Origin of the sequence: Streptomyces sp. AC550_RSS872, from assembly GCF_019049285.1 — a bacterium.
Taxonomy (GTDB): Bacteria; Actinomycetota; Actinomycetes; order Streptomycetales; family Streptomycetaceae; genus Streptomyces.
In genome coordinates this window covers 23,650-48,838 of the sequence record NZ_JAGMUL010000029.1, presented here as the reverse complement: position 1 = coordinate 48,838, position 25,189 = coordinate 23,650, and the positions used below count along the sequence as shown (strand labels likewise).

At 70.1% G+C, this 25,189-nt stretch carries 18 protein-coding genes; 11 read left to right on the top strand and 7 right to left on the bottom strand.

The window, feature by feature from the left end:
- Positions 1–133 precede the first annotated feature (133 nt).
- Together KUM44_RS15275 and KUM44_RS15270 are read left to right on the top strand one after the other, a co-directional pair.
- A complete protein-coding gene (locus tag KUM44_RS15275) occupies positions 134–1,243 on the top strand; it encodes a nitronate monooxygenase family protein (protein ID WP_217208417.1) in 1,110 nt (369 codons plus the stop codon).
- Positions 1,240–2,793, top strand: a complete 1,554-nt coding sequence (locus KUM44_RS15270) for an acyl-CoA synthetase (protein ID WP_217208416.1) — start codon at positions 1,240–1,242, stop codon at positions 2,791–2,793. Before KUM44_RS15275 ends, KUM44_RS15270 begins: the two co-directional genes overlap by 4 nt.
- Before the next feature lie 2 nt (positions 2,794–2,795).
- On the opposite strand, the gene KUM44_RS15265 is transcribed toward KUM44_RS15270, so the two are convergent.
- The 3 genes from KUM44_RS15265 to KUM44_RS15255 all read right to left on the bottom strand — a co-directional run bounded on the left by KUM44_RS15265 (position 2,796) and on the right by KUM44_RS15255 (position 8,346).
- The gene (locus KUM44_RS15265; RefSeq protein WP_217208415.1) at positions 2,796–5,705 is read right to left on the bottom strand and encodes an AAA family ATPase; all 2,910 of its coding nucleotides are present in this window, start codon (positions 5,703–5,705) and stop codon (positions 2,796–2,798) included.
- A gap of 186 nt (positions 5,706–5,891) precedes the next feature.
- Positions 5,892–6,908, bottom strand: a complete 1,017-nt coding sequence (locus tag KUM44_RS15260; RefSeq protein WP_308402616.1) for a (-)-alpha-amorphene synthase — start codon at positions 6,906–6,908, stop codon at positions 5,892–5,894.
- On the bottom strand, positions 6,883–8,346 hold the full coding sequence (locus KUM44_RS15255) for a cytochrome P450 (protein WP_217208414.1): 1,464 nt from the start codon (positions 8,344–8,346) through the stop codon (positions 6,883–6,885). Before KUM44_RS15255 ends, KUM44_RS15260 begins: the two co-directional genes overlap by 26 nt.
- 449 nt (positions 8,347–8,795) lie before the next feature.
- On the opposite strand from KUM44_RS15255, the gene KUM44_RS15250 reads away from it, so the two are divergent.
- Positions 8,796–10,295: an acyl-CoA synthetase gene (locus KUM44_RS15250; RefSeq protein WP_217208413.1), complete on the top strand. Its 1,500-nt coding sequence runs from the start codon at positions 8,796–8,798 to the stop codon at positions 10,293–10,295.
- 72 nt (positions 10,296–10,367) lie between these two features.
- On the opposite strand, the gene paaK is transcribed toward KUM44_RS15250, so the two are convergent.
- The 3 genes from paaK to KUM44_RS15235 form a co-directional block, all read right to left on the bottom strand.
- Positions 10,368–11,663 (bottom strand): phenylacetate--CoA ligase PaaK, encoded by a 1,296-nt coding sequence (gene paaK, locus KUM44_RS15245; RefSeq protein ID WP_217208412.1) that lies wholly within the window; start codon positions 11,661–11,663, stop codon positions 10,368–10,370.
- A gap of 192 nt (positions 11,664–11,855) precedes the next feature.
- Positions 11,856–13,664 carry a sulfatase gene (locus KUM44_RS15240; protein WP_217208411.1) on the bottom strand — a complete coding sequence of 603 codons (1,809 nt, stop codon included), beginning with the start codon at positions 13,662–13,664 and terminating at the stop codon, positions 11,856–11,858.
- A gap of 116 nt (positions 13,665–13,780) precedes the next feature.
- A complete protein-coding gene (locus KUM44_RS15235) occupies positions 13,781–15,409 on the bottom strand; it encodes an acyl-CoA synthetase (protein WP_217208410.1) in 1,629 nt (542 codons plus the stop codon).
- A 177-nt stretch (positions 15,410–15,586) separates the two neighbouring features.
- On the opposite strand from KUM44_RS15235, the gene KUM44_RS15230 reads away from it, so the two are divergent.
- From KUM44_RS15230 to KUM44_RS15205, 6 genes are all read left to right on the top strand, one after another.
- On the top strand, positions 15,587–16,387 hold the full coding sequence (locus KUM44_RS15230; RefSeq protein ID WP_217208409.1) for a crotonase/enoyl-CoA hydratase family protein: 801 nt from the start codon (positions 15,587–15,589) through the stop codon (positions 16,385–16,387).
- A 140-nt stretch (positions 16,388–16,527) separates the two neighbouring features.
- The gene (locus KUM44_RS15225; protein ID WP_217208408.1) at positions 16,528–17,469 is read left to right on the top strand and encodes a Zn-ribbon domain-containing OB-fold protein; all 942 of its coding nucleotides are present in this window, start codon (positions 16,528–16,530) and stop codon (positions 17,467–17,469) included.
- Entirely contained in the window at positions 17,466–18,515 is a 1,050-nt protein-coding gene (locus KUM44_RS15220) for a thiolase domain-containing protein (protein WP_217208407.1), read from the top strand. The genes KUM44_RS15225 and KUM44_RS15220 overlap by 4 nt, the downstream gene beginning before the upstream one ends.
- Positions 18,512–19,678 (top strand): thiolase domain-containing protein, encoded by a 1,167-nt coding sequence (locus KUM44_RS15215; protein WP_217208406.1) that lies wholly within the window; start codon positions 18,512–18,514, stop codon positions 19,676–19,678. The genes KUM44_RS15220 and KUM44_RS15215 overlap by 4 nt, the downstream gene beginning before the upstream one ends.
- A 118-nt stretch (positions 19,679–19,796) precedes the next feature.
- Complete coding sequence (locus KUM44_RS15210; protein ID WP_217208405.1) at positions 19,797–20,039, top strand: DUF397 domain-containing protein; 243 nt, start codon at positions 19,797–19,799, stop codon at positions 20,037–20,039.
- A 137-nt stretch (positions 20,040–20,176) separates the two neighbouring features.
- Positions 20,177–21,082, top strand: coding sequence for a universal stress protein (locus KUM44_RS15205; RefSeq protein WP_217208404.1), 906 nt, complete (start codon positions 20,177–20,179; stop codon positions 21,080–21,082).
- Positions 21,083–21,096: 14 nt separating this feature from the next.
- Here the strand turns inward: KUM44_RS15205 and KUM44_RS15200 are convergent, their stop codons facing one another.
- The gene (locus tag KUM44_RS15200) at positions 21,097–22,020 is read right to left on the bottom strand and encodes an aminoglycoside phosphotransferase family protein (RefSeq protein ID WP_217208403.1); all 924 of its coding nucleotides are present in this window, start codon (positions 22,018–22,020) and stop codon (positions 21,097–21,099) included.
- Between the two features lie 181 nt (positions 22,021–22,201).
- Between KUM44_RS15200 and KUM44_RS15195 the strand changes: the two genes are divergently transcribed.
- Positions 22,202–22,699 (top strand): hypothetical protein, encoded by a 498-nt coding sequence (locus KUM44_RS15195; protein WP_217208402.1) that lies wholly within the window; start codon positions 22,202–22,204, stop codon positions 22,697–22,699.
- A gap of 251 nt (positions 22,700–22,950) precedes the next feature.
- On the top strand, positions 22,951–25,185 hold the full coding sequence (locus KUM44_RS15190; protein ID WP_217208401.1) for a glycoside hydrolase N-terminal domain-containing protein: 2,235 nt from the start codon (positions 22,951–22,953) through the stop codon (positions 25,183–25,185).
- Positions 25,186–25,189 lie beyond the last annotated feature (4 nt).

Here is a 25,189-nt window from a genome sequence, read left to right as displayed (position 1 = left end):
TTCCGGGATCACCTTGCGTGGTGAAACTTTCGTGTCAGGTGAGGGCCGTGTCAACGGGGCAGCGACCCAAGAGATCTGACGGACTATCAGAAAGGGCCTTCCGTCGTCCGGAGGTCTGCGGCATCCTGCGCCCATGCAGACGGAGCTGAGCAAGAAACTGGGAGTCGAGCACGCCATCTTCGGCTTCACGCCGTTCCCCGCCGTCGCAGCGGCCATCAGCCGGGCCGGCGGCTTCGGAGTGCTCGGCGCGGTCCGCTACACCGCCCCCGACGACCTCAAACGCGACCTCGACTGGATCGAGGCACATGTCGACGGCCGGCCCTACGGCCTGGACGTCGTCATGCCCGCGAAGAAGGTCGAGGGCGTCACGGAAGCCGATGTCGAGGCGATGATCCCGGAAGGCCACCGGCAGTTCGTCAAGGACACCCTCGCCAAGTACGGCGTGCCCGAGCTGGCCGAGGGCGAAGCGGCCGGCTGGCGGATCACCGGATGGATGGAACAGGTCGCCCGTACCCAACTCGACGTCGCCTTCGACTACCCGATCAAGCTGCTCGCCAATGCCCTCGGCTCACCGCCAGCGGATGTCGTGGAGCGCGCTCACGACCGGGGCGTGCTCGTCGCCGCGCTCGCGGGCAGCGCCCGGCACGCCCGCAAGCACCAGGAGGCGGGCATCGACATCGTGGTGGCCCAGGGCTACGAGGCGGGCGGCCACACCGGTGACATCGCCTCCATGGTGCTCACGCCCGAGGTGGTGGAAGCGGTGGACCCGCTGCCCGTCCTGGCGGCCGGCGGGATCGGAAGCGGCCAACAGGTGGCGGCGGCACTCACCCTCGGCGCCCAAGGCGTGTGGCTGGGCTCCATATGGCTGACCACCACAGAGGCGGATCTGCATTCCCCCGCACTGACCGGCAAACTGCTCGCCGCAGGCTCCGGCGACACAGTGCGCTCTCGCGCCCTCACCGGCAAGCCCGCACGCCAACTGCGCACCGAGTGGACGGACGCCTGGGACGACCCGAACGGGCCCGGCACCCTCCCCATGCCACTCCAGGGCCTCCTGGTCGCCGAGGCCGTCTCCCGGATCCAGAAGTACGAGGTCGAGCCGCTGCTCGGCACGCCCGTCGGCCAGATCGTCGGCCGGATGAACAGCGAACGCAGTGTCCAGGCCGTCTTCGACGACCTCACCCGCGGCTTCGAGCAGTCCGTCGACCGCATCAACCGCATCGCCGGAAGGAGCGGCCAGTGACGAGCACACCCCCCACGGGCTTCTGGGCCCAGGCAGCGGCCGACCCCGACCGCACGGTCCTCGTCGCCCCCGACGGCGAGCAGTGGACCGCCGCCCGACTGCACGCCGCCGCCAACCGCCTCGTCCACGGCCTGCGCGCGGCCGGGATGCGACGCGGCGACGCCTTCGCCGTCGTCCTGCCCAACAGCCCCGAGTTCTTCACCGCGTACCTCGCCGCCAGCCAGGCCGGCTTCTACCTGGTCCCCGTCAACCACCACTTCGTCGCCCCCGAGATCGCCTGGATCGTCGCAGACTCCGGCGCCAAGGTGCTCCTCGCCCACGAACGCTTCGGCGCCCCCGCCCGCCACGCCGCCGACGAGGCGGGTCTGCCCGGCACCCACCGGTACGCGATCGGCACGGTCGAGGGCTTCCGGCCGTACGCCGAACTCCTCGACGGACAACCCGAGTCGGCGCCCGCCGACCGCACCCTCGGCTGGGTCATGAACTACACCTCGGGCACCACCGGCCGCCCGCGCGGCATCCGGCGTCCCCTGCCCGGCAAGACCCCCGAGGAGTCCTACCTCGGCGGCTTCCTCGGCATCTTCGGTATCAGGCCGTTCGACGGCAACGTGCACCTCGTCTGCTCGCCGCTGTACCACACCGCCGTACTCCAGTTCGCGGGCGCGTCCCTGCACATAGGCCACCGCCTGGTGCTGATGGACAAATGGACCCCGGAAGAGATGCTCCGCCTCATCGACACCCACAAGTGCACACACACCCATATGGTCCCCACACAGTTCCACCGCCTCCTCGCCCTCCCCGAGGACGTCCGGGCCCGCTACGACGTCTCCTCCATGCGGCACGCCATCCACGGCGCCGCCCCCTGCCCCGACCACGTGAAGCGGGCCATGCTCGACTGGTGGGGCCCCTGCGTGGAGGAGTACTACGCCGCCAGCGAGGGCGGTGGCGCCTTCGCGACCGCCGAGGACTGGCTGAAGAAGCCCGGCACCGTGGGCAAGGCCTGGCCGATCAGCGAACTCGCGATCTTCGACGACGACGGCAACCGGCTTCCGCCCGGCGAACTCGGCACCGTCTACCTCAAGATGAACACCGGAGGCTTCGCCTACCACAAGGACGAGGCCAAGACGGAGAAGAACCGCATCGGCGACTTCTTCACCGTCGGAGACCTCGGCTACCTCGACGAGGACGGCTACCTCTTCCTCCGCGACCGCAAGATCGACATGATCATCTCGGGCGGGGTCAACATCTACCCGGCCGAGATCGAGTCCGTCCTGCTCGCCCACCCGGCCGTCGCCGACGCCGCCGCCTTCGGTATCCCGCACGACGACTGGGGCGAGGAGGTCAAAGCCGTCGTCGAACCGGCCCCCGGCCACGAGCCGGGCCCCGGCCTCGCCACCACGATCCTCGACCACTGCGCGGGGCAGCTCGCCGGGTACAAGCGGCCCAAGAGCGTGGACTTCGTTTCCGAGATGCCGCGGGATCCCAACGGCAAGTTGTACAAGCGGCGGTTGCGCGACCCGTACTGGGAGGGGCGCACCAGGCCCGTGTGACGTCAGGGACGCATACGCGGAGGAGCCTCCAGGGCTCTGGCGAGACCTGCCGCGTCGGTGCCGATCTTGCGGTAGACACTGGACAGCAGCTGCCGTACGCCCTGTTCGGTCAGGTGCAGAGCCGCTGCGATCGATGCCACCGGGCTTCCCTCGACGGCCAGTTCGGCCGTCCGGCGTTCGCGCGCGGTGAGCGTGTCCGCCTGCACATAGCGCAGGGGCAGCGGGCGCAGCCCGGCCGTTGAGAGCTCCTCCCTGGCGCGGGCGGCGAGCGCCTCGGCCCCACAGTGGACGGCGCCTTCCAGGCCCTGGTAGAGCCGGTCGGCGGCCTCCTGGAGCCGCCCGTGGCGGGACAGCGCGGAGCCGTGGCCGACTTGGGCGCGAGCGAGTTCGTACGAGGCCGGGGACTGTTCCAGGCAGTCGATCGCCTCCGCGTACAGGTCGAGTGCGGCCGGCCCGCCGGTCACCTCGGCGAGGGTGTGGAGGGCCTGGCCGATGGTGGACGCGGCGCCGAAGTCCCGGGCGCGCTTGACGGCGTCCTGGGCGTGATGGATCGCCTCGTCCGGGGCGGTGTGGGCGAGCGCGGTCGCGAGCCGCAGCTGCCACGGGCACCAGGCCGGGTTGCGCCAGGCCCGGCCGTCCAGCCAGTCCCCGACCGCGGACAGCAGCGTCGATGCTTCCGCGTGCCGGCCCTCCGCCAGGAGCAGTTCCGCGTACACGGTGCGCGGGTCGGGATAGATGATGGCGTTCGGAGCCATCTCACCGAAGTGGTGGTCGTCGGCGAGGGCGCGCGCCTCGGTGACGCGCCCACGGGCCAGCAATGTCTGGATCAGGACGCTGACGCCGTACCACTGGGCGGCCACGACGCCTTCCACCTTGTCGGCGATGCGCAGGCCTTCCCGGACCAGGTCCTCGGCTTCGGCCAGACACCCGCGGTGGTAGCGCACATAGCCGGCGATGGTCTGGCCGAAGGCCAGGTGGGAGCCGTGCCAGCCCTTGCCCACGCACTCGGCGATGCCCTTTTCGAACAACTCCTCGGCCCGGCGCGGCTGGTCGCCGTACATGAACACCAGGGCTACCGAAAGGGGCACCTCGAAGCCACGGTTCTCATCGGTCCAGCTCATGCCGCCGCGCAGGGACTTCTCCGCGTAACCGAGCGCGGTCTGCCGTGGTTCGCCGCGCAACACGGCGTCCCAGGCCCGCAGCCCCAGGATGTAGCGCTCCTCCAGGCTGCGGCCGGGCAACTGCTCGGCCAGCCTCGCCAGTCTCCGGGAACGCGCGGGGGAGTCGGGATCGTCGGCGCGCATCGTGCTCCAGACGAACTGGTCGGCCTGCATCCGCAGTTTGACGCGCGGATTCGTGGCCTCCCGGGCCTCCTCGGCGGCCACGGTCACGGCCTCGTCCATCCGGTCGGTGTGGGCGAGCGCTGTCGTCAGCCGATAGACGATGGAGGCGCGCAGGTCGGGTTCGACATCGGGCTCCGCCAGCGCCTGACGGAGATGCCGCACCGTGGCCGTGGGCTCGATCAGGAACGTGGCGCACGCGAGTTCGTGCAGGACCGCGGCGCGCTCCTCCGGGAGGGGCGGCTCCTGCAGCGCACGGGTGAGCAGGCGCCGCGCGGCCTCGGTCGCCCCGGCGCCGAGGTACTCGCGAGCGGCCTCGCGCAGACACTCGACCGTCTCCGGGTTGCCCTCGCACGGCACCTCCAGCAGATGCCGGGCGGCGGCGGTGGGGCCATAGCCCGCGTTCAGGACGGCGTTCGCGGCCGCGTTGTGCAGACCGGCCCGGAAGCCGGAGCGGATGGACCGGTAGATCGTCGTGGTGATCAGCGGGTGGACGAACTCGAGATCACCCTCCGGGCCGTGGCCGTCGGTGAGGATCCGGGCGGCGCGGAGCTGCTGGGTCGCCTCGGTGACGGTCTCGTCGCCGAGGACCGCGATGGTCGCGGCGAGCTGTGGTGAGAAGGGCGACCCCAGCACGGCGGCGGCGTGCGCGAAACGGACGGTCGCGGTGTCGAGGCCTTCCAGACGTTCGATCAGCCCCGGGCCCTTGATGGCCGCGGCGAGCTCACGCATCGCGGGCAGGTCGTCATCGCTGCCGCTCAGTTTCCGCTCGGCGAGGCCGATGGCGAGCTCCACCGTCTCGAACGGGCTCCCCCCGGTGGCCGACCAGCATTCCTTGCAGAACACGTCCTCGGCTCCGTCACCGACCTGGCTTCTGACGATCTGCGCCACCCCGTCGGCGGTGAGGCACGCGAGGTCGTGGGGGCGGTCGCCGTGATGTCCGACGAGGGTGCGCAGTTCGCCCGCCGCGGAGGGCAGCTCGTCGGGCCGGTAGGCGACCACGATCAGCAGGGGGAGGTCATCGACCCGTGACGCGAAGGAATCGAGCCAGTTCAAGGACTCGGCGTCCGCCCAGTGCAGGTCGTCCAGGAGCAGGACGACGGGCGCCTTCTTGATGGTGAGGCAGGTCATGACCCAGTCGAGACCTTCGCGGACCCCGGTCGGGTCGGGTGCGGGGGCGGGGCCTCTCGCCTCGAGACCGAGCACGGCGGCCATGACGTCGTACCAGCTGCCCAGGAGGGCCCGGAGTTCGGCTCCCTCCATCCGCGCCAGCAAGGGCTGTACGAGCTGGCGGACCACGCGGAACGCCGACCCTTGTTCCTTCTCCCCGCCTCTCCCCGACAGCACGGTGAATCCCGAGGCCATGGCCCGTTGACGGGCTTGCGTGATGAGCGCCGTCTTGCCGAGTCCGGCCGGTCCGCTGAAGGCGAGCAGTCCCCGGCGCCTTGCCTGCGGCACACCGTCCGCGGTGCGTCGCAGTTCCTTGAAAGCGGCCTCAAGGGCCTGAAGTTCCCGTCGGCGCTCGATCAAGGTCCGCTGCTCCGTGACCGGGTTCCGAGGCTCCATCGCCATGTGCCGTACCGCCTTCTGTCGTTCGGCTCGGAGGAGCCGAGCGTACGCCTCGGGGAGACGAGGCAGGCTGAATTGAGCACCATAGGGTGAATCGTGAACGGTAGGTGGGAGAACGCCCACCCGCTGGGTAGTGGACACGGATGGACGTCTCCCGGGTGGGGCTGATACCGGTGCGTGGCGGGAGGTCTACGGCACGGCGGGCACCGACGTCACATCCGAGTACCGAGGCACGGCGCGTGCCCAGTCGTAGCACCCGCGGATCCAGCCGATCATGCCCTCCACATAGCGGATGCCCGCGGGACTCAACTCCGGTTTGATCCCGTCGTGGAGCCTTTGGAACCTCTCGATCGTGCTGTTGATCTCCTCGATGGCCAGGAGCACGGCGGCCGGCAGCGAGCACCGTTGTTCGCGCTGGTGGGCCAGGGCAAGGTTGATCATTTCGCCTGCGCGCTGTTCCTTCACCGCCGAGAACAGGTCGGCCGTCCACACCGCCACGTCGGCCGACAGCCGGCTCAGTCGCCGGACGACGGGATGATGCACCTCGATTGCGGTCAGCTCCTGTGCCCGGGCGCCTTCGTACAGCGGGTAGAACGGCTCGACGCCCGCGGTCAGCGACCGAATGGAGGTGCAGTCCCCGGTGCGCAGGAGGACGGGGTGGGTCTGGGCCACGGCTTCGTACAACAAGCCGTGCACGTATTCACAGCTCTGCCAGGCCCATCGCGCGGCCTGTGCGGGTGTGCACCTCTCCCGGACCTGGCGGTGGAGATCGGCCAGGGCGGCTCCGAGGGGAGTGCTGGGCTGCCGGTCGTCCCGCAGGATCGCGACACTCTCGCACAGCATGGGCAGCAGCCTGCCCGGAGAACGTCGACCGAGGTCCTCCGCGAGGTCGTCGAAGACGAACTGGTAGGCGATCTGGTGGGCCACGATCTGCAGGACACCAGAATCCACGGTGGGGCTGGTGTAGCTCGCGAGTTCGGCGGGGCGAGTGCGGGCGATCATCGCCGCCACATCAGGTTCGTCGGTCAGCCCCCACACCCTCAGCCATGCGTCGACGCCGACGGCGGCTTCGGATTCATGAGGGTTGCGCCGGAACGGGAAAGGCATGTGGAGGTTGGTGTCGATCAGGTCCCGGAGGTTGGCGACCGGCATTGCGTCCGGTAGGCCGAGGGTGACTTCCTCATGCGTCGTCGACAACGTCGTCACCTGCCATTCCACTGTCCGATGTGCACGGGGCGGCGGTCACTCGGTGCGCGGGCGGGGCGGCTGAGGGCATACGAGGTCGGGGCGCGCACGTCATGACCAGGGAACGCGGCCCCATCGTGATCCCGGGGCGCGGCTTCCGGTCGACATACCCGGGCAGATGACGCAGGCGCCGGCGGGCGGCGATGGTCGCGAGCGCGAGGGTGGCCTCCACCATCGCGAACTCGTCACCGAGGCATTTGCGGTTGCCCGCGGAGAACGGCATCATCGCGCGGCGCTCTTCGGCGGTGGGCCGCCCCGGCAACCATCGGCCGGGGTCGAAACGCTCGGGGTCGGGGAACGACGAGGGATCGTGGTGCAGGAGGTGGGGGCTGTACAGGACGGCGGCACCCTTGGGCAGACGGCATCCGGCGAGCTCGGTTTCCTTGGTGGCGACGCGAGTGAAGAGCCAGCCGGGCGAGGAGTGGCGCAGCGTCTCGGAGACGACGCACCGGGTGTAGACGAGCTGCGGCAGATCCTCGGGAGTGGGCCGCCGGCCTCCGGCGAGGACGGAGTCGAGCTCGGCGTGCAGACGCCGCTCCGCCTCCGGATGGCGGGCCAGCAGGCTGAAGGCGCTCGTCAGGGCCAGTGCCTGGGTCTCGACGCCCGTCAGCAGCAGAGTGATCAGGTGATCATGAACCTCCTGGTCGGTGACCGCGGCCGTCGAGCCGTCGCTCTTGGCGGCCTTCAGCAGTGTGCCCAGCACGTCGTCGCGGTCGGCGCCCCGCCGACGCTCCGTGATCGTCGTGTCGATGATCTCGTGCAGGCGGGAGAGCGCGCGGCGATAGCGGCGGTTGGCGGGGGTGGGGAGGCGGAACAGGACGTCGATCGGTACGACCGTGCGGACGAACAGGCCGCGCACGACCGCGCCGAGACAGTCCCGCACCTGCGCGGTGGTCCGGTCGTCCAGGGAATCGGAGAGGAGGACACGGCTGGTCACCCGTGTCGTGAGGGCCATCATCGCCTCGGTGACGGCAACGTCCTGACCGACCGGCCACGCGCGGCACACCGCCGCGGCCTCCTCGGTGACCAGGTCCGTGTATCGGGCGACATGGGAAGGGCGGAAGGCAGGCTGTAGCAGCCTGCGTTTGTCCCGATGCGTCGGCTGTCGGCAGGTGACGAGGCCGTCGCCCATCAGCTTCCCGAGCCTGTCGTACAGCGGCCCCCCCTTGTCGAAGGTGTGCGGATCCATGAGCACCTCGTGGGTCAGCTCGGGATGGCACACCATCCAGGCGCGCTGGGGGCCCAGCCGTATCTCGACCAGGTCGCCGTACGCGGGCAAAGAATTCAGAAACGCCAGCGGCTGTCGGTATAAGGAGATACCGTGGCCGAGGACGGGGAATATGCCTGGAGCAGTTCCTGTCCTCCATGTACGCTTTCGTTCAGGCACAGCATGGCTCATGAAATCCTCCTGCCATACGCGGCACGGGAAATTGGTGAACGTGCCACGGACTTGAACACTTGAGACAAGTCCTGCCCAGTCCAAGTGGCTCTTGGTTTCCCGAAACCTTTCTCCAAAGGGGCGCACGGGAGCATGCGGAAGCAAAAGAAGCATGCGGTGAACGGCCGTTGACGCATGGCGCATTCTCAGCGCATCCCTTAGGTCACTCATATGTGGTCCCGCCCCATGTGGAACGGGACCACAGTGACTCGGCGTTCGCGTATGCGGATGGTCCTCGCACCAGGTCCGCCGCCGAGAAACGGCATCTTCCGCCGCCGGGCCGCCGGCACCTTGGTCGTCAGCTTCCGCCAGGGGAGGAGCCGTTGAGCATACCAACGGGTATGTGTCCCCGGTCGGGTGTCCGGCCGCTGCCTTGACCCGTCTCTGCGAGACACCGAGGATCATGTGTCATGACGCCAGCACACGGCAGCACGGTTGACGGAGTACTGCGCCGCAGCGCCCGACGCACCCCGGCACGCATCGCGGTCGAGGACCGCGGACGCGCGTGGACGTACGAGGAACTCGACGACGCCGTCTCCCGCGCGGCGAGCGTCCTGCTCGACCAGGACCTTACCCCCGGCGACCGGGTGGCCGCCTACGGCCACAACTCCTGTGCGTACCTCATCGCCTTCCTGGCGTGCGCCCGCGCGGGCCTCGTTCATGTCCCCGTCAACCACAACCTCACCGGCGACGACCTCGCCTACATCCTCGGTCAGTCCGGCAGCTCCCTGATCCTCACCGACCCCGCCCTCGCCGGCCGGCTCCCCGACGGCGTCCCTACGATGCCGCTGCGCGACGCCGACGACTCACTGCTGGCGCGACAGGCGGCGGCGCCCGCACACGACGGACCGGAGGCGCGCAGCGAGGACCTGGTGCAGCTGCTCTACACCTCCGGCACCACGGCCCTGCCGAAGGGCGCGATGATGACCCACCGCGCCCTGGTCCACGAGTACTTGAGCGCGATCGCCGCCCTCGACCTGAGCGCCGGGGACCGCCCCGTCCACTCACTGCCGCTGTACCACTCGGCACAGATGCACGTGTTCCTCATGCCGTATCTGGCCGTCGGCGCCACCAACGTCATCCTGGAGTCGCCCGACGGCGACCGGCTCTTCGATCTCATCGAGACGGGCCGTGCGGACAGCCTGTTCGCTCCGCCCACGGTGTGGATCGGCCTGGCCAATCGCCCCGACTTCGCGACCCGCGAGCTCGACGGGCTGCGCAAGGCGTACTACGGGGCCTCGATCATGCCGGTGCCGGTCCTGGAACGACTGCGTGAGCGATGGCCCGACCTGGCCTTCTACAACTGCTTCGGACAGAGCGAGATCGGCCCGCTGGCCATGGTGCTGGCCCCGGACGAACACAAGGGCCGGATGGACTCCTGCGGCCGTCCCGTCCTCTTCGTCGACGCCCGGGTCGTCGACGAGAACGGCGAGGACGTGCCCGACGGCACCTCCGGCGAGATCGTCTACCGCTCCCCGCAGCTGTGCGAGGGCTACTGGGACAAGCCCGAGGAGACCGCCGAGGCCTTCCGCGACGGCTGGTTCCGCTCCGGCGACCTCGCGGTGCGCGACGCGCACGGCTACTACACGATCGTCGACCGGGTGAAGGACGCCATCAACTCCGGTGGCGTAATGATCGCTTCACGCGCGGTCGAGGACGCGCTGTACACGCACGAGGCGGTCGCCGAGGTCGCCGTGATCGGCCTGCCCGACGAGCGGTGGATCGAGGCCGTCACCGCGGTCGTCGTCCCGCGCGGTGAGGTGAGCGAGGCCGAACTGATCGAGCACGCGCGCGAGAAGCTCGCCCGCTTCAAGGCGCCGAAGCGGGTGGTGTTCGTGACCGAGCTGCCGCGCAACGCGAGCGGGAAGATCCTCAAGCGGGAGCTGCGGGACCGGTTCGCAGCTGAGTAGGGGCGGGATCGACGACGGCCGGCTCGGCGGCGGCTAGGCCCCGCGACGCCGGGGTGATCCAAACGACAGGGCCTAGTGGGGCCGTAGGTCCTCGATGCGCCGGATCTTGCCCACGGACCGTGCCAGTGACTCTGGCTCGACGATGTCCACGGCGACCGACACCCCGATGCCGTCCTTCACGGCCGCGGCGATGGCCTGGGCCGCGGCGTCCCGGACCTCGGGTGACGCGTCGGGGCGGGCCTCCGCGCGCACGGTGAGGGCGTCGAGACGGCCCTCCCTCGTCAGGCGCAGCTGGAAGTGGGGTGCCACGCCCGGGGTCCGGAGCACGATCTCCTCGATCTGGGTGGGGAAGAGATTGACCCCGCGCAGGATGACCATGTCGTCACTGCGACCGGTGATCTTCTCCATCCGCCGGAACACCCGGGCCGTCCCCGGCAGCAGGCGCGTCAGGTCCCGGGTGCGGTACCGGATGACGGGCATGGCCTCCTTGGTGAGCGAGGTGAAGACCAGTTCGCCCTCCTCGCCGTCTGGCAGCACCTCGCCGGTGATCGGGTCGACGATCTCGGGGAAGAAGTGGTCCTCCCACACATGCAGTCCGTCCTTGGTCTCCACACTCTCCTGCGCGACCCCGGGCCCGATCACCTCGGACAAGCCGTATATGTCGACGGCATCGATCGCGAACCGCTCCTCGATCTCGTGGCGCATCCGCTCGGTCCAGGGTTCGGCGCCGAAGATGCCCACGCGCAGGGAGGTGCCGCGGGGATCGACGCCCTGCCGTTCGAACTCGTCGAGGAGGGTGAGCATGTAGGACGGCGTCACCATGATGATCTCTGGCCTGAGGTCCTGGATGAGCTGGACCTGGCGGGCCGTCATGCCGCCGGACGCGGGGATGACCGTACAGCCGAGCCGTTCGGCCCCATAGTGTGCGCCCAGCCCACCCGTGAACAACCCGTAGCCGTACGCCACATGTACCTTGTCGCCAGGCCGCCCGCCCGCCGCCCGGATGGACCTTGCCACCATGTCGGACCACAGGGAGAGGTCGGCGTCGGTGTAGCCGACGACCGTGGGGCGCCCGGTGGTGCCGCTGGAGGCGTGGATTCGGCGGATCCGGTCCTGGGGCACGGCGAACATCCCGTACGGGTAGTTCTCCCGCAGGTCGGCCTTGGCCGTGAACGGGAAACGGGCCAGATCGGCGAGCGAACGGCAGTCCTCGGGCCGTACTCCGGCCTTGTCGAAGGAGTCCCGGTAGAAGGGCACGTTGTCGTACGCGTGCCGCAGCGAGGTTCGCAGCCGCTCCAGTTGCAACGCCCGCAGCGCCTCCGGGGCGAGCCGTTCCCCCGAGTCCAGCAGCTCCGTCGCATCCGCCATGGGGACTTCTCCCTTCCCTCGCCAACCGCGCCAATCCGGACGACCGATCATTCGGTCCGGGTCTTCGGGATCAGTAATCCAGGCGCGGATTGATCAGGCAAGGGGGCGGGCCGGACTTTCTGCCCGTGAGAGCGCCGTGAGGAGGACAACGCGGTGGCGAGGTGAGGGCGAACCCGCTCGGTGCCGGCGGTCTCAGTCCTTTCCCGGTCCGTACGCCGTCAGGAAACGGTCACGGAACTCGTCCATGCCCCAGGTCGGGGCGTTCTCGGCCGGCTTGAGGCCGTCCGTCCAGTGCCAGTCGGTGATCCTGTCGAGGACCTTCTGGTCGCGGGCGACGATCGTGACGGGGACGTCCTTGCTCGTGTTGCCGGCGGTGACGGTCGGGACGGGCTGGTGGTCGCCGAGGAAGACGAGGACCGTGTCGTCCGTGCCGTAGCGCTCGACCCACTGTGTGAGGCTGTGGATCGAGTACTCGATGGCGCGGCGGTACTCGGTGCGGACGCGCTCGGGGTCCTTCCAGACCTCCGCGGGGTCCGTGCCCTCCTTCTTGATCTGATGGAAGACCGAGCCGTCGCCGAGGTCGTCCCAGTCGATCATGCGGGCGATGGGGGACCAGGGGTTGTGGCTGGAGGCCAGGATGATCTCCGCCATGATCGGCTCGCGGTCCTTCTTGCCGTGCTCCAGACGCTGGAAGGCCTCCAGGCTGAACTGGTCGGGCACGGGCGTCCAGCTGAAGTAGGGGCCCTGGTAGCCCAGGTGCTCGGAGTCGTAGATGTGGTCGAGCGCGAAGTACTTGCCCTCCGGCCAGGCCCGCCGCACACCCGGGACGACGCCGACCGTGCGCCATGCGCCGGTCTTGCGGAAGTAGCTGTTGAGCGTCGCGCGGTCGCTGGTGGTCAGACTCCGGTACCGCTGCTGGTTCTTGATCCACAGCCCGGACAGGAAGGTGGAGTGGGCGAGCCAGCTGCCGGCCCCCGTCACCGGCGACCTCAGCCAGCCGCTGCGCGACTGGAATCCGGCCGACTTGAGGTTGCTTGCCCCTTCCTTGAGCACCGCGTCGACCTGCGGTGCCATCGCCGGGTCGTCGATCGCGACACGGCCGTAGCTCTCGATGAACGTGAACAGGACGTCCTTGCCGCGCAGCCCGGTGAGCAACTGGTCCGGCGGTGTGTTCGCGAACGCGTCCACGGCGGCCTGCTTCTGGAAGACGCGTCCGTCCCTGAGGCCCGCCCGTACCTGTTCGACACGGTTGTTGACCAGATCGGCGTTGCCCTTGGTGGCCAGCGGGACGCCGGTGATCTGGATGCTCAGCGTCACGCAGGTGATCCACGCGGTGCCGAGGACCAGCGTCGTGCGGGCGGCGACGGCACGGTGGCTGACCATCAGGTTCGTCACCCGCACCATCGCGAGCGTCATGAGGACGAGCACTGCGACGACCAGGACGATCCCCCCGGCCACCGCGAGCACCTGGCCGGTCCGGCCGAAGGACTCCCGTACGAACTCCGCCGCGTCATCGAGCAGGATCCAGTCCAGGACCAGGTCGAAGGGGCGGGCCAGCACCTGGTAGAAGCCCATGTCGACGAACTTCAACACGGTGAGCAGCCCGAGGAGCGCACCCGAGACCACCGCGATCAGCCGCCGTGACCGCGGCGGCAGCGCCAGCAGCAGGCCCGCGAGCAGGATCCCCTCGGCGGGGAGACGGAAGAACGCCTCGGCGTCGAGCTGCTCCAGCTGGTTCGGCACGAGGAGCGCGAAGAGCAGGAGGGCCCCGGCCAGGACGGACGTCCCGATGGTGACGCCTCGTGCCGTACGGGGGTAGCGGCGGCGCCAGCCGAACCAGCCGGGGGAGAGGGAGGAGCTGGACGGCTCCGCGGTGTGGGCAGCCTTGGATCCGTCGGCCGCCTCGGCCTCTTCGGGCCTTCCGGCCTCTTCGGCCGTTTCTGCCGTCCCTGTCTCTTCCGTCGTCTCCTGTGCTACCTGCTCTGCTGCCTCCTGCGACACCCGGAGGTCCTCCCGTGCGGTCTTGCGATGGCATGGCAAACAGCGCCCGATGACCGAGCCTGCCACCACAAGTACGTCCGCACGTCACCTTAGGTTCAATCGGACCTGCCCGGAATTCACCCGTCCGCAGTCGCCGCCACCTCGCGGGCCCAGCGGTAATCCGCCTTGCCGCTGGGCGAGCGCCTGATCGAGTCCGTGATCACCAGCTGGCGGGGAATCTTGTATCCCGCGAGATGGGAGCGGCAGTGTGTCTGGATGTCCGCCAGCGACGGCCGCACCGCGCCCGCGCGCAACTGCACCACGGCCGCCACATGGTGCCCCCACTTCGCGTCCGGCACGCCGGCCACCAGCGCGTCGTACACGTCGGGATGGGACTTGAGTGCTTGCTCGACCTCCTCCGGGTACACCTTCTCGCCCCCGGTGTTGATGCACTGCGAGCCGCGGCCCAGCACGGTGACGACGCCGTCCTCGTCGACCGTGGCCATGTCGCCCAGCAGCACCCACCGTCGGCCGTTCTTCTCGAAGAAGGTCTCGGCGGTTTTCCCCGGGTCGTTGTAGTAGCCGAGCGGCACATGGCCGCACTGCGCGACCCGGCCCACCTCACCGGCGGCGACCACCTCGTGGGTTGCCGGATCCACCACCTGAGTACGGGAGTTGACGCGGATGCGGAAGCCGCGCTCGGGGCCGGAGTCCTCGGTCGCCGTGCCGTTGAAGCCGGACTCCGAGGAACCGAAGTTGTTCAGCAGCATGACGTTCGGGACCAGTTCCTGGAACTGCCGGCGCACCGTGTCGGACATGATCGCCCCGGACGACGACACACTGAACATCGACGAGCAGTCGGTGCCCTTCATCGGCCCGTTCAGCGCGTCGACGAGCGGCCGCAGCATCGCGTCGCCCACCAGCGACACGCTGGTGACCCTCTCCTTCTCGATCGTCCGCAGGACTTCTTCAGGGGCGAACTTGCGGTGGATCACGATGCGTTGGCCGAAGTTGAAGCCGATGAAGGCGGTCAGCGTGGACGTGCCGTGCATCAGCGGGGCGGTGGGGAAGAAGGTGATGCCGTCGCCGCCCGCAGCCACGCGTTCCGCGAGTTCCTCCGGCTTCTTCACCGGCTCACCGGTCGGCGCGCCCCCGCCCAGCCCCGAGAAGAACAGATCCTCCTGGCGCCACATCACGCCCTTGGGCATCCCGGTGGTGCCGCCGGTGTAGATGATGAACTGGTCGTCGCCCGACCGCTCCGGGAACCCACGCTCGGGCGACCCGGTGGCCTCGGCGTCCGTGAAGGCCACGGCGGGCACGACCGGCGCGCGCACCGCACCGGGAGCCACGGTGCCCACGCGCACCAGATGCCGTAGCCCCTCCACTCGCGGCAGCGCCGCCGCCACCCGCTGCGTGAACTCCGCCTCGAAGACCAGGGCCACCAGATCGGCGTCCCGGTAGAGGTACACCAACTCCTCTTCCACATAACGGTAGTTGACGTTTACCGGCACGATCCGTGCCTTCAGGCAGGCCAGTACCGTCTGGAGGTACTCGGTGCCGTTGTAGAGGTGGAGCCCGAGGTGTTCGCCGGGGCGGATCCCGCTGTCGATCAGATGGTGGGCGATCCGGTTGGCGGCCGCGTCCAGTTGCGCATAGGTCAGACGGCGCTCCGCGCCCGTGCCCGGGTGGTCGATGTACACGAGCGCCTCGCGGTTGGGAACCGCGTCGACGACCGACTCGAACAGGTCGGCAAGGTTGTACTCCACCGTTCCTCCTGACCTCGACAGGGCACGGTTCACCAACGGTTCGCCGGTCATCAGAGCAAAGGGCGGCACAACTGTGAAGCCTCCGCGCAAAAGAATCTGACTGACTGTCAGAAAACCCTTGAAGTGCCTTCGCCCCTCCTGCAACCTGTTCTCGTTCTGTCAGAGGGGAGACTGGTCATGGCTGGGACCGAACACCTCGCCGTGCGGCGCGAGGGCGCCACACTGGTGCTCACGCTCAACAGGCCCGAGGCGAAGAACGCGCTCTCGTTGCCGATGCTGGTCGGTCTCTACGACGGCTGGGTCGAGGCCGACGCCGACGACTCGATCCGCTCCATCGTGTTCACGGGAGCGGGGGGCTGCTTCTGCGCCGGCATGGACCTCAAGGCCCTCGCCGGGAACGGCATGGAGGGCGAGCACTACCGTGACAGGCTCAGGGCCGACCCCGACCTGCACTGGAAGGCGATGCTCCGCCACCACCGGCCGCGCAAACCGGTGATCGCAGCCGTCGAGGGGTACTGCGTCGCGGGCGGCACCGAGATGCTCCAGGGCACGGACATCCGGGTCGCGGGAGAGTCGGCCACCTTCGGGCTGTTCGAGGTGAAGCGCGGCCTGTTCCCGATCGGCGGCTCCACGGTCCGTCTGCAACGGCAGGTCCCGCGCACCCACGCCTTGGAAATGCTGCTCACGGGACGCCCGTACAGCGCTCGCGAGGCCGCCGGCATCGGCCTGATCGGACACGTCGTCCCGGACGGCACCGCGTTGGCCAAGGCCCTGGACATCGCCGGACAGGTCAACGCGTGCGGCCCACTGGCCGTCGAGGCCGTCAAGGCGTCGGTCTACGAGAGCTCGGAGATGTCCGAGACCGACGGTCTCGCCGCCGAACTCAAGCGCGGGTGGCCGATCTTCGACACCGCGGATGCCAAGGAAGGCGCCCGCGCGTTTGCGGAGAAGCGACCGCCTGTCTACAAGCGGGCGTAGGCGCTGCGCCGGCCTGTCCGGTTCAAAGCCGCGGGTCGAATGTGGCTGGTCGCGCCCACGCGGCGGAGCCGCAAATGTCACAGCCCCGCGCCCCTTACGCGGCGCTCCTCGCACCGACCTCTCAAGGAGGCACGCCCCCGATGCCCGAAGTCCTCAAAGCTCCCCTTGTCGTCGAGTTCCCCTTCACCCGCTCCCTCGGCCCGGTCCAGAGCGCCTTCCTCACCGGGCTGCGCGAACGTGTGGTGCTCGGGGTGCGGACCGGTGACGGCCGTACGCTCGTTCCGCCCGTCGAGTACGACCCCGTCACCGCCGAGGAGATCCGTGACCTGGTCGAAGTCGCCTCCACCGGCACGGTCACCACCTGGGCCTGGAACCACGCCCCCCGCCGCGACCAGCCCCTCGACACCCCCTTCGCCTGGGTCCTGGTCCGCCTCGACGGTGCCGACACCGCTCTCCTGCACGCCCTCGACGCACCCGGCCCCGACGCCGTGCACACCGGCATGCGGGTCCGCATCCGCTGGGCCGAGGAGCGCACCGGCGCCATCACGGACATCGCCTGCTTCGAGCCGTTCGCCGGTGGTCAGGCCGAACGCACCGGCCACACCGGCGAGTTCGAGGACCCGGTCACCGGCATCGTCGCCCCCGCGCGACTCGACTACACCTACTCGCCCGGCCGCGCCCAGACCGCCTACATCAACGCCCTCGCCGACCAGCGCAACGTCGGCGAACGCTGTCCGTCCTGTCGCAAGGTGTACGTCCCGCCGAGGGGTGCGTGCCCCACATGTGGCCTCGCCACATCAGAACAGGTCGAGGTAGGTCCACACGGCACAGTCACCACGTTCTGCATCGTCAACATCAAGGCGAAGAACCTCGACATCGAGGTGCCTTACGTCTACGCCCACATCGCCCTCGACGGTGCCGGCCTCGCCCTGCACGGCCGGATCGGCGGCATCCCCTACGACCAGGTGCGGATGGGCCTGCGGGTCGAACCGGTGTGGACGGAAGATGCCCGCTACCCCGACCACTACCGGCCGACGGGCGAGCCCGACGCGGACTACGACACCTACAGGGAGCTGCTGTGAACCGCGAGATCGCCGTCGTCGCCTTCGCGCAGACCGAGCACCGGCGTACCAGCGAGGAGCTCTCCGAGGTCGAGATGCTGATGCCGGTCCTGCACGAGGTGCTCGCCCAGACCGGCCTGAAGACTGCCGACATCGGCTTCACCTGCTCCGGCTCCAGCGACTACCTCGCCGGCCGCGCCTTCTCCTTCACCCTCGCCCTGGACGGCGTCGGCGCCTGGCCGCCGATCTCCGAGTCGCACGTCGAGATGGACGGCGCGTGGGCGCTGTACGAGGCATGGACCAAACTGCTGACCGGGGACGCCGACACAGCGCTCGTCTACTCCTATGGCAAGTCCTCGCCGGGTCCGCTGCGCGACGTTCTCACCCGCCAGCTCGACCCCTACTACGTCGCCCCCCTCTGGCCCGACTCCGTCGCCCTCGCCGCCCTCCAGGCCCAGGCCCTCATCGACGCCGGCGACACGGACGAACCCGCGCTCGCCGCCGTCGCCGCCCGCAGCCGCGCCGACGCCACCGCCAACTCCCATGCTCAGCTGCGCGGTTCGGTTCCCCAGGGTGAGTACGTCGTACGACCGCTGCGTACCGGCGACTGCCCGCCCATCGGTGACGGAGCAGCCGCCGTGATCCTCGCGGCGGGGGACCGGGCCCGTGAGCTGTGCGACCGGCCCGCCTGGATCCGTGGCATCGACCACCGCATCGAGGCCCACGGGCTAGGCGTGCGCGACCTGACCGACTCGCCCTCGACCCGCCTCGCCGCCGAGAAGGCCGGAGTGTTCCAACGTCCCGTCGACACCGCCGAGTTGCACGCGCCGTTCACCTCGCAGGAGGTCGTCCTGCGCAAGGCGCTGAAGCTCGACGACGGTGTGCGCGTCAACCCGTCCGGCGGGGCGCTCGCGGCGAACCCGGTCATGGCCGCCGGGCTCATCCGCATCGGTGAGGCCGCAGCCCGTGTCCACCGGGGCGAGTCCGACCGGGCGCTCGCACACGCCACGTCCGGCCCCTGCCTCCAACAGAACCTGGTCGCCGTACTCGAAGGGGATCCGCGATGAGCAAGGAGCCCGTGGCCGTCGTAGGCATCGGTCAGACCAAGCACGTCGCGGCGCGACGGGACGTGTCGATCGCCGGGCTCGTCCGGGAGGCCGCCCGAAGGGCACTGGACGACGCCGAGCTGACCTGGGCGGACATCGACGCCGTCGTCATCGGCAAGGCGCCCGACTTCTTCGAGGGCGTGATGATGCCGGAGCTGTATCTCGCCGACGCGCTCGGCGCGGTCGGCAAGCCCATGCTCCGGGTGCACACGGCCGGCTCGGTCGGCGGATCCACCGCCCTCGTCGCCGCCGGCCTGGTCGCCGCCCGCGTCCACGGCACCGTCCTGACGCTCGCCTTCGAGAAGCAGTCCGAGTCGAACGCCATGTGGGGACTGTCCCTCCCGATCCCCTTCCAGCAGCCCCTGCTGGCCGGGGCGGGCGGCTTCTTCGCCCCCCACGTGCGCGCGTACATGCGACGCAGCGGCGCGCCCGACACGATCGGCTCGCTGGTGGCGTACAAGGACCGGCGCAACGCGCTGAAGAACCCCTACGCGCACCTCCACGAGCACGACATCACCCTGGAGAAGGTCCAGGCCTCGCCCATGCTGTGGGACCCCATCCGCTACTCGGAGACCTGCCCGTCGTCCGACGGCGCCTGCGCGATGGTCCTCACCGATCGGGCCGGGGCCGCCCGTGCGCCTCGGCCGCCCGCCTGGATGCTCGGCGGCGCGATGCGCAGCGAGCCCACCCTCTTCGCCGGCAAGGACGCCGTGTCGCCGCAGGCCGGCAAGGACTGCGCGGCCGACGTGTACCGACAGGCCGGCATCGCCGACCCGCGCCGGGACATCGACGCCGTCGAGATGTACGTGCCGTTCTCCTGGTACGAGCCCATGTGGCTGGAGAACCTCGGATTCGCCGCCGAGGGCGAGGGCTGGAAGCTCACCGAGGCCGGGGCCACCGAACTGGACGGCGACCTGCCCGTCAACATGTCGGGCGGCGTCCTGTCCACCAATCCCATCGGCGCCTCCGGCATGATCCGCTTCGCCGAAGCGGCCCTCCAGGTGCGCGGACAGGCCGGGGAGCACCAGGTCGACGGGGCTCGCAGGGCGCTCGGACACGCCTACGGCGGCGGATCGCAGTTCTTCTCGATGTGGCTCGTGGGCGCCGAGCCCCCGGACGCCTGAGAACACTCCCGTACGGCGGGGGAGACGGCTCCGCAAAGGTCCCCCTCACGTGGCCTGTCGGCACTCCGAACCGATCGCTAGGCTGGCCCGCGGACGACGAATCGGGAGGAGCACGGACGTGGCCGAGAGCACCATCCAGCAGCAGCCGTTCACGGGCTGGGAGAAGCCGGAGCTGGACCTCAGCAACGCCGATTGGCACTCGAGCAGCCGTGGCCTGGGGGATGTCCAGATCGCCTTTGTCGAGGGGTTCATCGCGATGCGCAACAGCGGCAGCCCACAGAGCCCGTCCCTGATCTTCACACCTGCCGAGTGGGGCGCGTTCGTGTCGGGCGCGAGGGAGGGCGAGTTCGACCTGACCTGACACCTGCCTTCGGGCCGATCCGGGTGTGTTCCGCCCGTATTTCCGGACACGCGACCTTGAGAACCCCCCTGGGGCCGACGCCTGGGCCAGGCTGACCCCGGGGAGGGGAAGGTCGTATTCCGGGAAGGCGAGAACCCATGAGCACCCTGCCGGTCATCGCGGCGGTCGACGGTTCCGACGACAGCCTCGTCGCGCTGGACTGGGCCTTCGACGCCGCCCTGGTCCGCGAGGCGCCGCTGCGAGTGGTCCATGTGCAGCAGTACGCCGCCTGGGCCAGGCCCGACGTCCTGCCCGCCGGGCGGCCGGTACCGGAGGACGACCCGGTGCTCGACCGGGTGCGCCGCTATCTGGACGGGCGGGTCGAGCGCCCGGCGACGGAGTTCGTGGCCCTCGCGGGCGCGGCCTCCACGGCACTGCCCGTACTGGGCACCGCCGCCCAGCTGTTGGTCCTCGGTTCGCGGGGGCGCGGCGGCTTCGCGAGTCTCCTGCTGGGCTCCACAGGCATGGCCGTCGCACGGGATGCCGGGTGCCCGGTCGTCGTGGTGCCCAAGCCCGGACGCGAGGTTCACGACGAGAGGCCGATCGAACCGGGGCTGCGGGTCGTCGTCGGTCTTCAGGTCGACAGCCCCGACGACGCCACCCTGTCCTTCGCCTTCGCCGAGGCCGCTCTGCGCGGCGCCCGGCTCCAGGTCGTCGCCGCCTACACCTGGCCCCTGTACATCTGGACTGCCGCCACCGCCCAGGTCGTGCCGCCGTCCCACGACCAGGACGCCGTCGAGGCCGAGACCCGCGCCCTCGCGGACGGCTTCCTCGCCCCGCACCGCGAGCGCCACCCGGACGTGCACGCCGAGCCCTACGTCGCCCCGGGGGACGCCGCCGGCCACCTCGTCGCCGCCTCCAGGGGCGCGCACCTGGTCGTCGTGGGCCGCCACAGACGCCGTCTCCTGGCGCCCGCCCGCATGATGGGCTCGGTGACCCACGCGGTGCTGCTGCATGCCGCGAGTGCGGTGGCGGTGGTGCCGGCCACGCCGGCGGACGAGTAGGCGCCCGCGCTTCGTCAGGCGGTGCCGAACCAGGCCTCGGCCAGCGACGGCAGTGTGCCATCGGCAGGCGCGCCCAACTCCCTCAGATACCAAGGGAGGTTGCTGTACACGTGCAGCAGCGTGTACGCGAGCAGCTCTGCCGGGTCGAAGGCGGCGCCGTACGCCTGGGTGAGGCGGGCCAGGAGGCGCGGATCGCCGCGGGTGACGAACAGGCCCACACCGACGAAGTCGTACGCCCGGTCACCGATCATGGCCGGCTCGAAGTCGAAGAGCCCGGTCAGCCGCCAGCCGTCGGGATCGACGAGGAAATGCTGCTGCATGACCTCGGTGTGCAGCAGGGAAGGGCGCGGGGTGCACGGCAGCCGGACCGAGGCGAGGAACTCGGGGATCTGCTCCAGCCACCGGGCGGACAGCTCGTGCCCGCGCTGCCGCTCCACCGCCCCGGCACGCTGCCGGTCCACGAACGCGCCCCAGTCCCCGGGCCCCAGGAACTCCCCGAGCGGACCGGGATCGAGACGGTGGAGCACGGCCAGGGCCTCACCGATCTCGGCGACCAGCCGCTCACGGTCGGCGTGCGGCACGCGGGACCAGGCGCCGGCCAGGTTCTCGCCGCGCAGCCGGGACATCAGGACGTACCGCCAGCCGTTCTCGTACGGGCCGGCGTCGTGCACGCGCGGAGTCGGTACGGGCAGGCGCCCCTGGACATGGGACAGGACGCGGCCCTCGGCCTCGCCGTCCCGGGCGGCGGCGCCGGGGAAGAGCTTGAGGACATGCTCGTCGCCGACGGCGTAGACCGGCTGTGACCCGTCCGGGAAACGGGTCAGCGGGCGGCCGGTCAGACCGAGGCGGGCGCACAGTTCCTCCGCTCCGGGACGCATCACGCTCTCGTCGGGGACGACGGCGTCCCATTCCTCGTCGGTCTCCACGGGGGGCAGCATGATCGGGACCGTAGGAGGTCCTTCGCGGGAGGGCAACGGAATATCGCGGCCGTCGGCAGGCAGGGGCGGCATCCGATGGTCCGACGGAGCCCGACGGCACCGCCTGCCCACGCGCCAGGGAACAGCCCTCGCACCCATGCCCACACGTCATGCAACGCGCCCGGCCACGTACCATGGCGACATGTCGTTCCTCCGCCGCCGCAGCGCCACGCCCGCCGGGCCCGACTTCGACGTACTGGCCATGGACCCGGGCGACTGGCCCGGCAATCTGGGCGCCGGGCTGCTGCCCGCCCCCGACGGCAGCTGCCAGGGTGTCTTCCTGCGCTACGACCTCTTCGGCGGCCGCGGCCCCGCGATGATCATCGGCAATCTGCCGGAGGGCTCCCCGGCCCGCGAGGTCGACGAGGGCGAGATCCCGTTCGAGGTCGCTCAGCTGCTGCTGGCTCTGGAGAACGACGAGGAGGTCACCGTCGTCGGCGGCGAGGACGTCCCCGTGATGCAGGGCGACAACCTGCTGATCGTGCGTCGCCTGAAGCTCTCCGAGAGCCGGATCTCCTGCGTGCAGTTCGACCGCAGCGACAACGTCCTGGTCACCATCGCCGCCTGGGACCGCCCCATCACCGACGATCTGTACGCCCTCCTCAAGCCGCTGCCCGCGGAGCTCTTCCAGCAGGGCTGAGTCCTCCCGTCCGGAACCCGGCCGTTCGGGGTTCCGCACATGTTGTCATGACCCTTGTCGCCAGAGTCATCGGACCTCTAGCGTCAGGGGTCATGTCGTATGAGTCGCTTGAGCCGCATGAGATCACTCGCAGGACGACACTGAAGGCAGCAGCGGTAGCCGCTGGTGCGGGCGCCGGTGCGCTCGCTCTGGGGGCTGGGGCCTCCGAGGTTGCCGCCGCTGATTCCTCCGATGTATCGAGGGAGTCGTCAGTGCTCTGGTACGTCACTCCCGCCGCCGACTGGGAACGCGAGGCCCTGCCCATCGGCAACGGCGCGCTCGGCGCCATGGTGTTCGGCACCCTCGCCTCCGAACAGCTCCAGTTCAACGAGAAGACCCTCTGGACCGGCGGCCCCGGCTCCAGACAGGGCTACAACCACGGCAACTGGCCCGCACCCCGCCCCGACGCGATCACCGCCGTACAGGACGACCTCGACGCGCGGGTCACCCTCGCCCCCGAGTCCGTCGCAGCCCGGCTGGGCCAGCCACGGATGGGCTACGGTGCTTACCAGACCTTCGGCGACCTCCACCTCGACCTGCCCGGTGCACCGACCACGCCGCCGGCGGACTACCGGCGCGAACTCGACCTCGACAACGCCGTCGCGTCGGTCGCCTACACCCACCAAGGCGTCCGCCACCAAAGGGAGTTCTTCGCCTCCCACCCCGACGGTGTGATCGTGGGACGGCTCGGCGCCGACCGGCCCGGCGGGGTCACCTTCACCCTGCGCTACACCTCGCCCCGCGCCGACTTCACCGCCACCGCGAACGACGCCACCCTGACCGTGCGGGGCGCGCTCGCCGACAACGGGCTGCGCTTCGAGGCACAGGTGCGGGTGCGCGCTCGGGGCGGCACCGTCACCTCCCACACCGACGGCACCATCACCGTGACCGGCGCCGACAGCGCCTGGTTCGTCCTGGCCGCGGGCACGGACTACGCCGACACCTACCCCGACTACCGCGGTCCGGATCCGCACGCCGCCGTCAGCCGCGCCGTGGAGCGAGCCGGCGACCGCTACGAGGCGCTGTCGGCCCGGCATGTCCGCGACCACCGGGCCCTGTTCGGCCGCGTCGGCCTCGACATCGGCCAGTCACTGCCCGCCGACGTCCCCACCGACCGGCTGCTGGCCGCGTACACCGACGGCACCAGCGCGGCGGACCGCGCCCTGGAAGCCCTCTACTTCCAGTACGGCCGCTACCTGCTCATCGCCTCCTCCCGCCCGGGCTCCCTGCCCGCCAATCTCCAGGGCGTCTGGAACCACAGCACCACGCCCCCGTGGGCGGCGGACTACCACACCAACATCAACATCCAGATGAACTACTGGCCCGCCGAGGCCGCCAACCTCGCCGAGACGACGGCGCCGTACGACCGCTTCGTCGAGGCCCTGCGTGAGCCCGGGCGCCGTACCGCGAAGGAGATGTTCGGCTCGCGCGGCTGGGTCGTGCACAACGAGACCAACCCGTACGGCTTCACCGGCGTGCACAACTGGGCGACCTCGTTCTGGTTCCCCGAGGCGGCGGCCTGGCTCACCCAACAGATGTACGAGCACTACCGATTCGGCGGCTCCACCGACTACCTCCGCACCACCGCGTATCCGGTGATGAAGGAGGCCGCCGAGTTCTGGCTCGACAACCTGCGCACCGATCCGCGCGACGGGACCCTCGTCGTCACCCCCAGCTACTCACCCGAACACGGCGACTTCACCGCCGGCGCGGCGATGTCGCAGCAGATTGTCCACGACCTGTTCACCAACACCCTCGAAGCCGCCCGGATCCTGGGCGACACACCCGGCTTCCGCCGCCGTGTCGAGGAGGCCCTGAACCGCCTCGACCCCGGCCTGCACATCGGCTCCTGGAGCCAACTCCAGGAGTGGAAGGAGGACTTGGACGACCCCACCGACACCCACCGGCACGTCTCGCACCTGTTCGCGCTCCACCCCGGCCGGCAGATCGAACCCGGCAGCAAGTGGGCGGATGCCGCCAAAGTGTCCCTCACCGCACGCGGCGACGGCGGCACCGGCTGGTCCAAGGCCTGGAAGATCAACTTCTGGGCGCGGCTGCGCGACGGCGACCACGCGCACAAGATGCTCGGCGAGCAGCTCAAGTCCTCGACCCTGCCCAACCTGTGGGACACCCACCCGCCGTTCCAGATCGACGGCAACTTCGGCGCCACCTCCGGCATCCTGGAGATGCTCCTACAGAGCCAGTACGACGTCGTCGAGGTGCTGCCCGCCCTCCCCGCCGCCTGGCCGACCGGCTCGGTGCGCGGCCTGCGCGCCCGCGGCGGCGCCACCGTCGACATCGCGTGGGCGCAGGGCCGGGCGACCCGCATCGCCCTGAAGGCGGCACGCACGCGTGAACTCACCCTACGCAGCGACCTGTTCGCGGACGGGCAGCTGACCTTCAGGGCGGTCGCCGGGCGGCGGTACACCTGGGACAGGCAGGGCTGACGCG

Bases quoted from the DNA above. Each gene is read 5' to 3' on its own strand.
- KUM44_RS15205 (WP_217208404.1), top strand. From the start codon at position 20,177: ATGAGCACCCTGCCGGTCATCGCGGCGGTCGACGGTTCCGACGACAGC.
- KUM44_RS15265 (WP_217208415.1), bottom strand. From the start codon at position 5,705: ATGGCGATGGAGCCTCGGAACCCGGTCACGGAGCAGCGGACCTTGATC.
- KUM44_RS15195 (WP_217208402.1), top strand. From the start codon at position 22,202: ATGTCGTTCCTCCGCCGCCGCAGCGCCACGCCCGCCGGGCCCGACTTC.
- KUM44_RS15250 (WP_217208413.1), top strand. From the start codon at position 8,796: ATGACGCCAGCACACGGCAGCACGGTTGACGGAGTACTGCGCCGCAGC.
- KUM44_RS15230 (WP_217208409.1), top strand. From the start codon at position 15,587: ATGGCTGGGACCGAACACCTCGCCGTGCGGCGCGAGGGCGCCACACTG.
- paaK (WP_217208412.1), bottom strand. From the start codon at position 11,663: ATGGCGGATGCGACGGAGCTGCTGGACTCGGGGGAACGGCTCGCCCCG.
- KUM44_RS15225 (WP_217208408.1), top strand. From the start codon at position 16,528: ATGCCCGAAGTCCTCAAAGCTCCCCTTGTCGTCGAGTTCCCCTTCACC.
- KUM44_RS15215 (WP_217208406.1), top strand. From the start codon at position 18,512: ATGAGCAAGGAGCCCGTGGCCGTCGTAGGCATCGGTCAGACCAAGCAC.
- KUM44_RS15275 (WP_217208417.1), top strand. From the start codon at position 134: ATGCAGACGGAGCTGAGCAAGAAACTGGGAGTCGAGCACGCCATCTTC.
- KUM44_RS15200 (WP_217208403.1), bottom strand. From the start codon at position 22,020: ATGCTGCCCCCCGTGGAGACCGACGAGGAATGGGACGCCGTCGTCCCC.
- KUM44_RS15255 (WP_217208414.1), bottom strand. From the start codon at position 8,346: ATGAGCCATGCTGTGCCTGAACGAAAGCGTACATGGAGGACAGGAACT.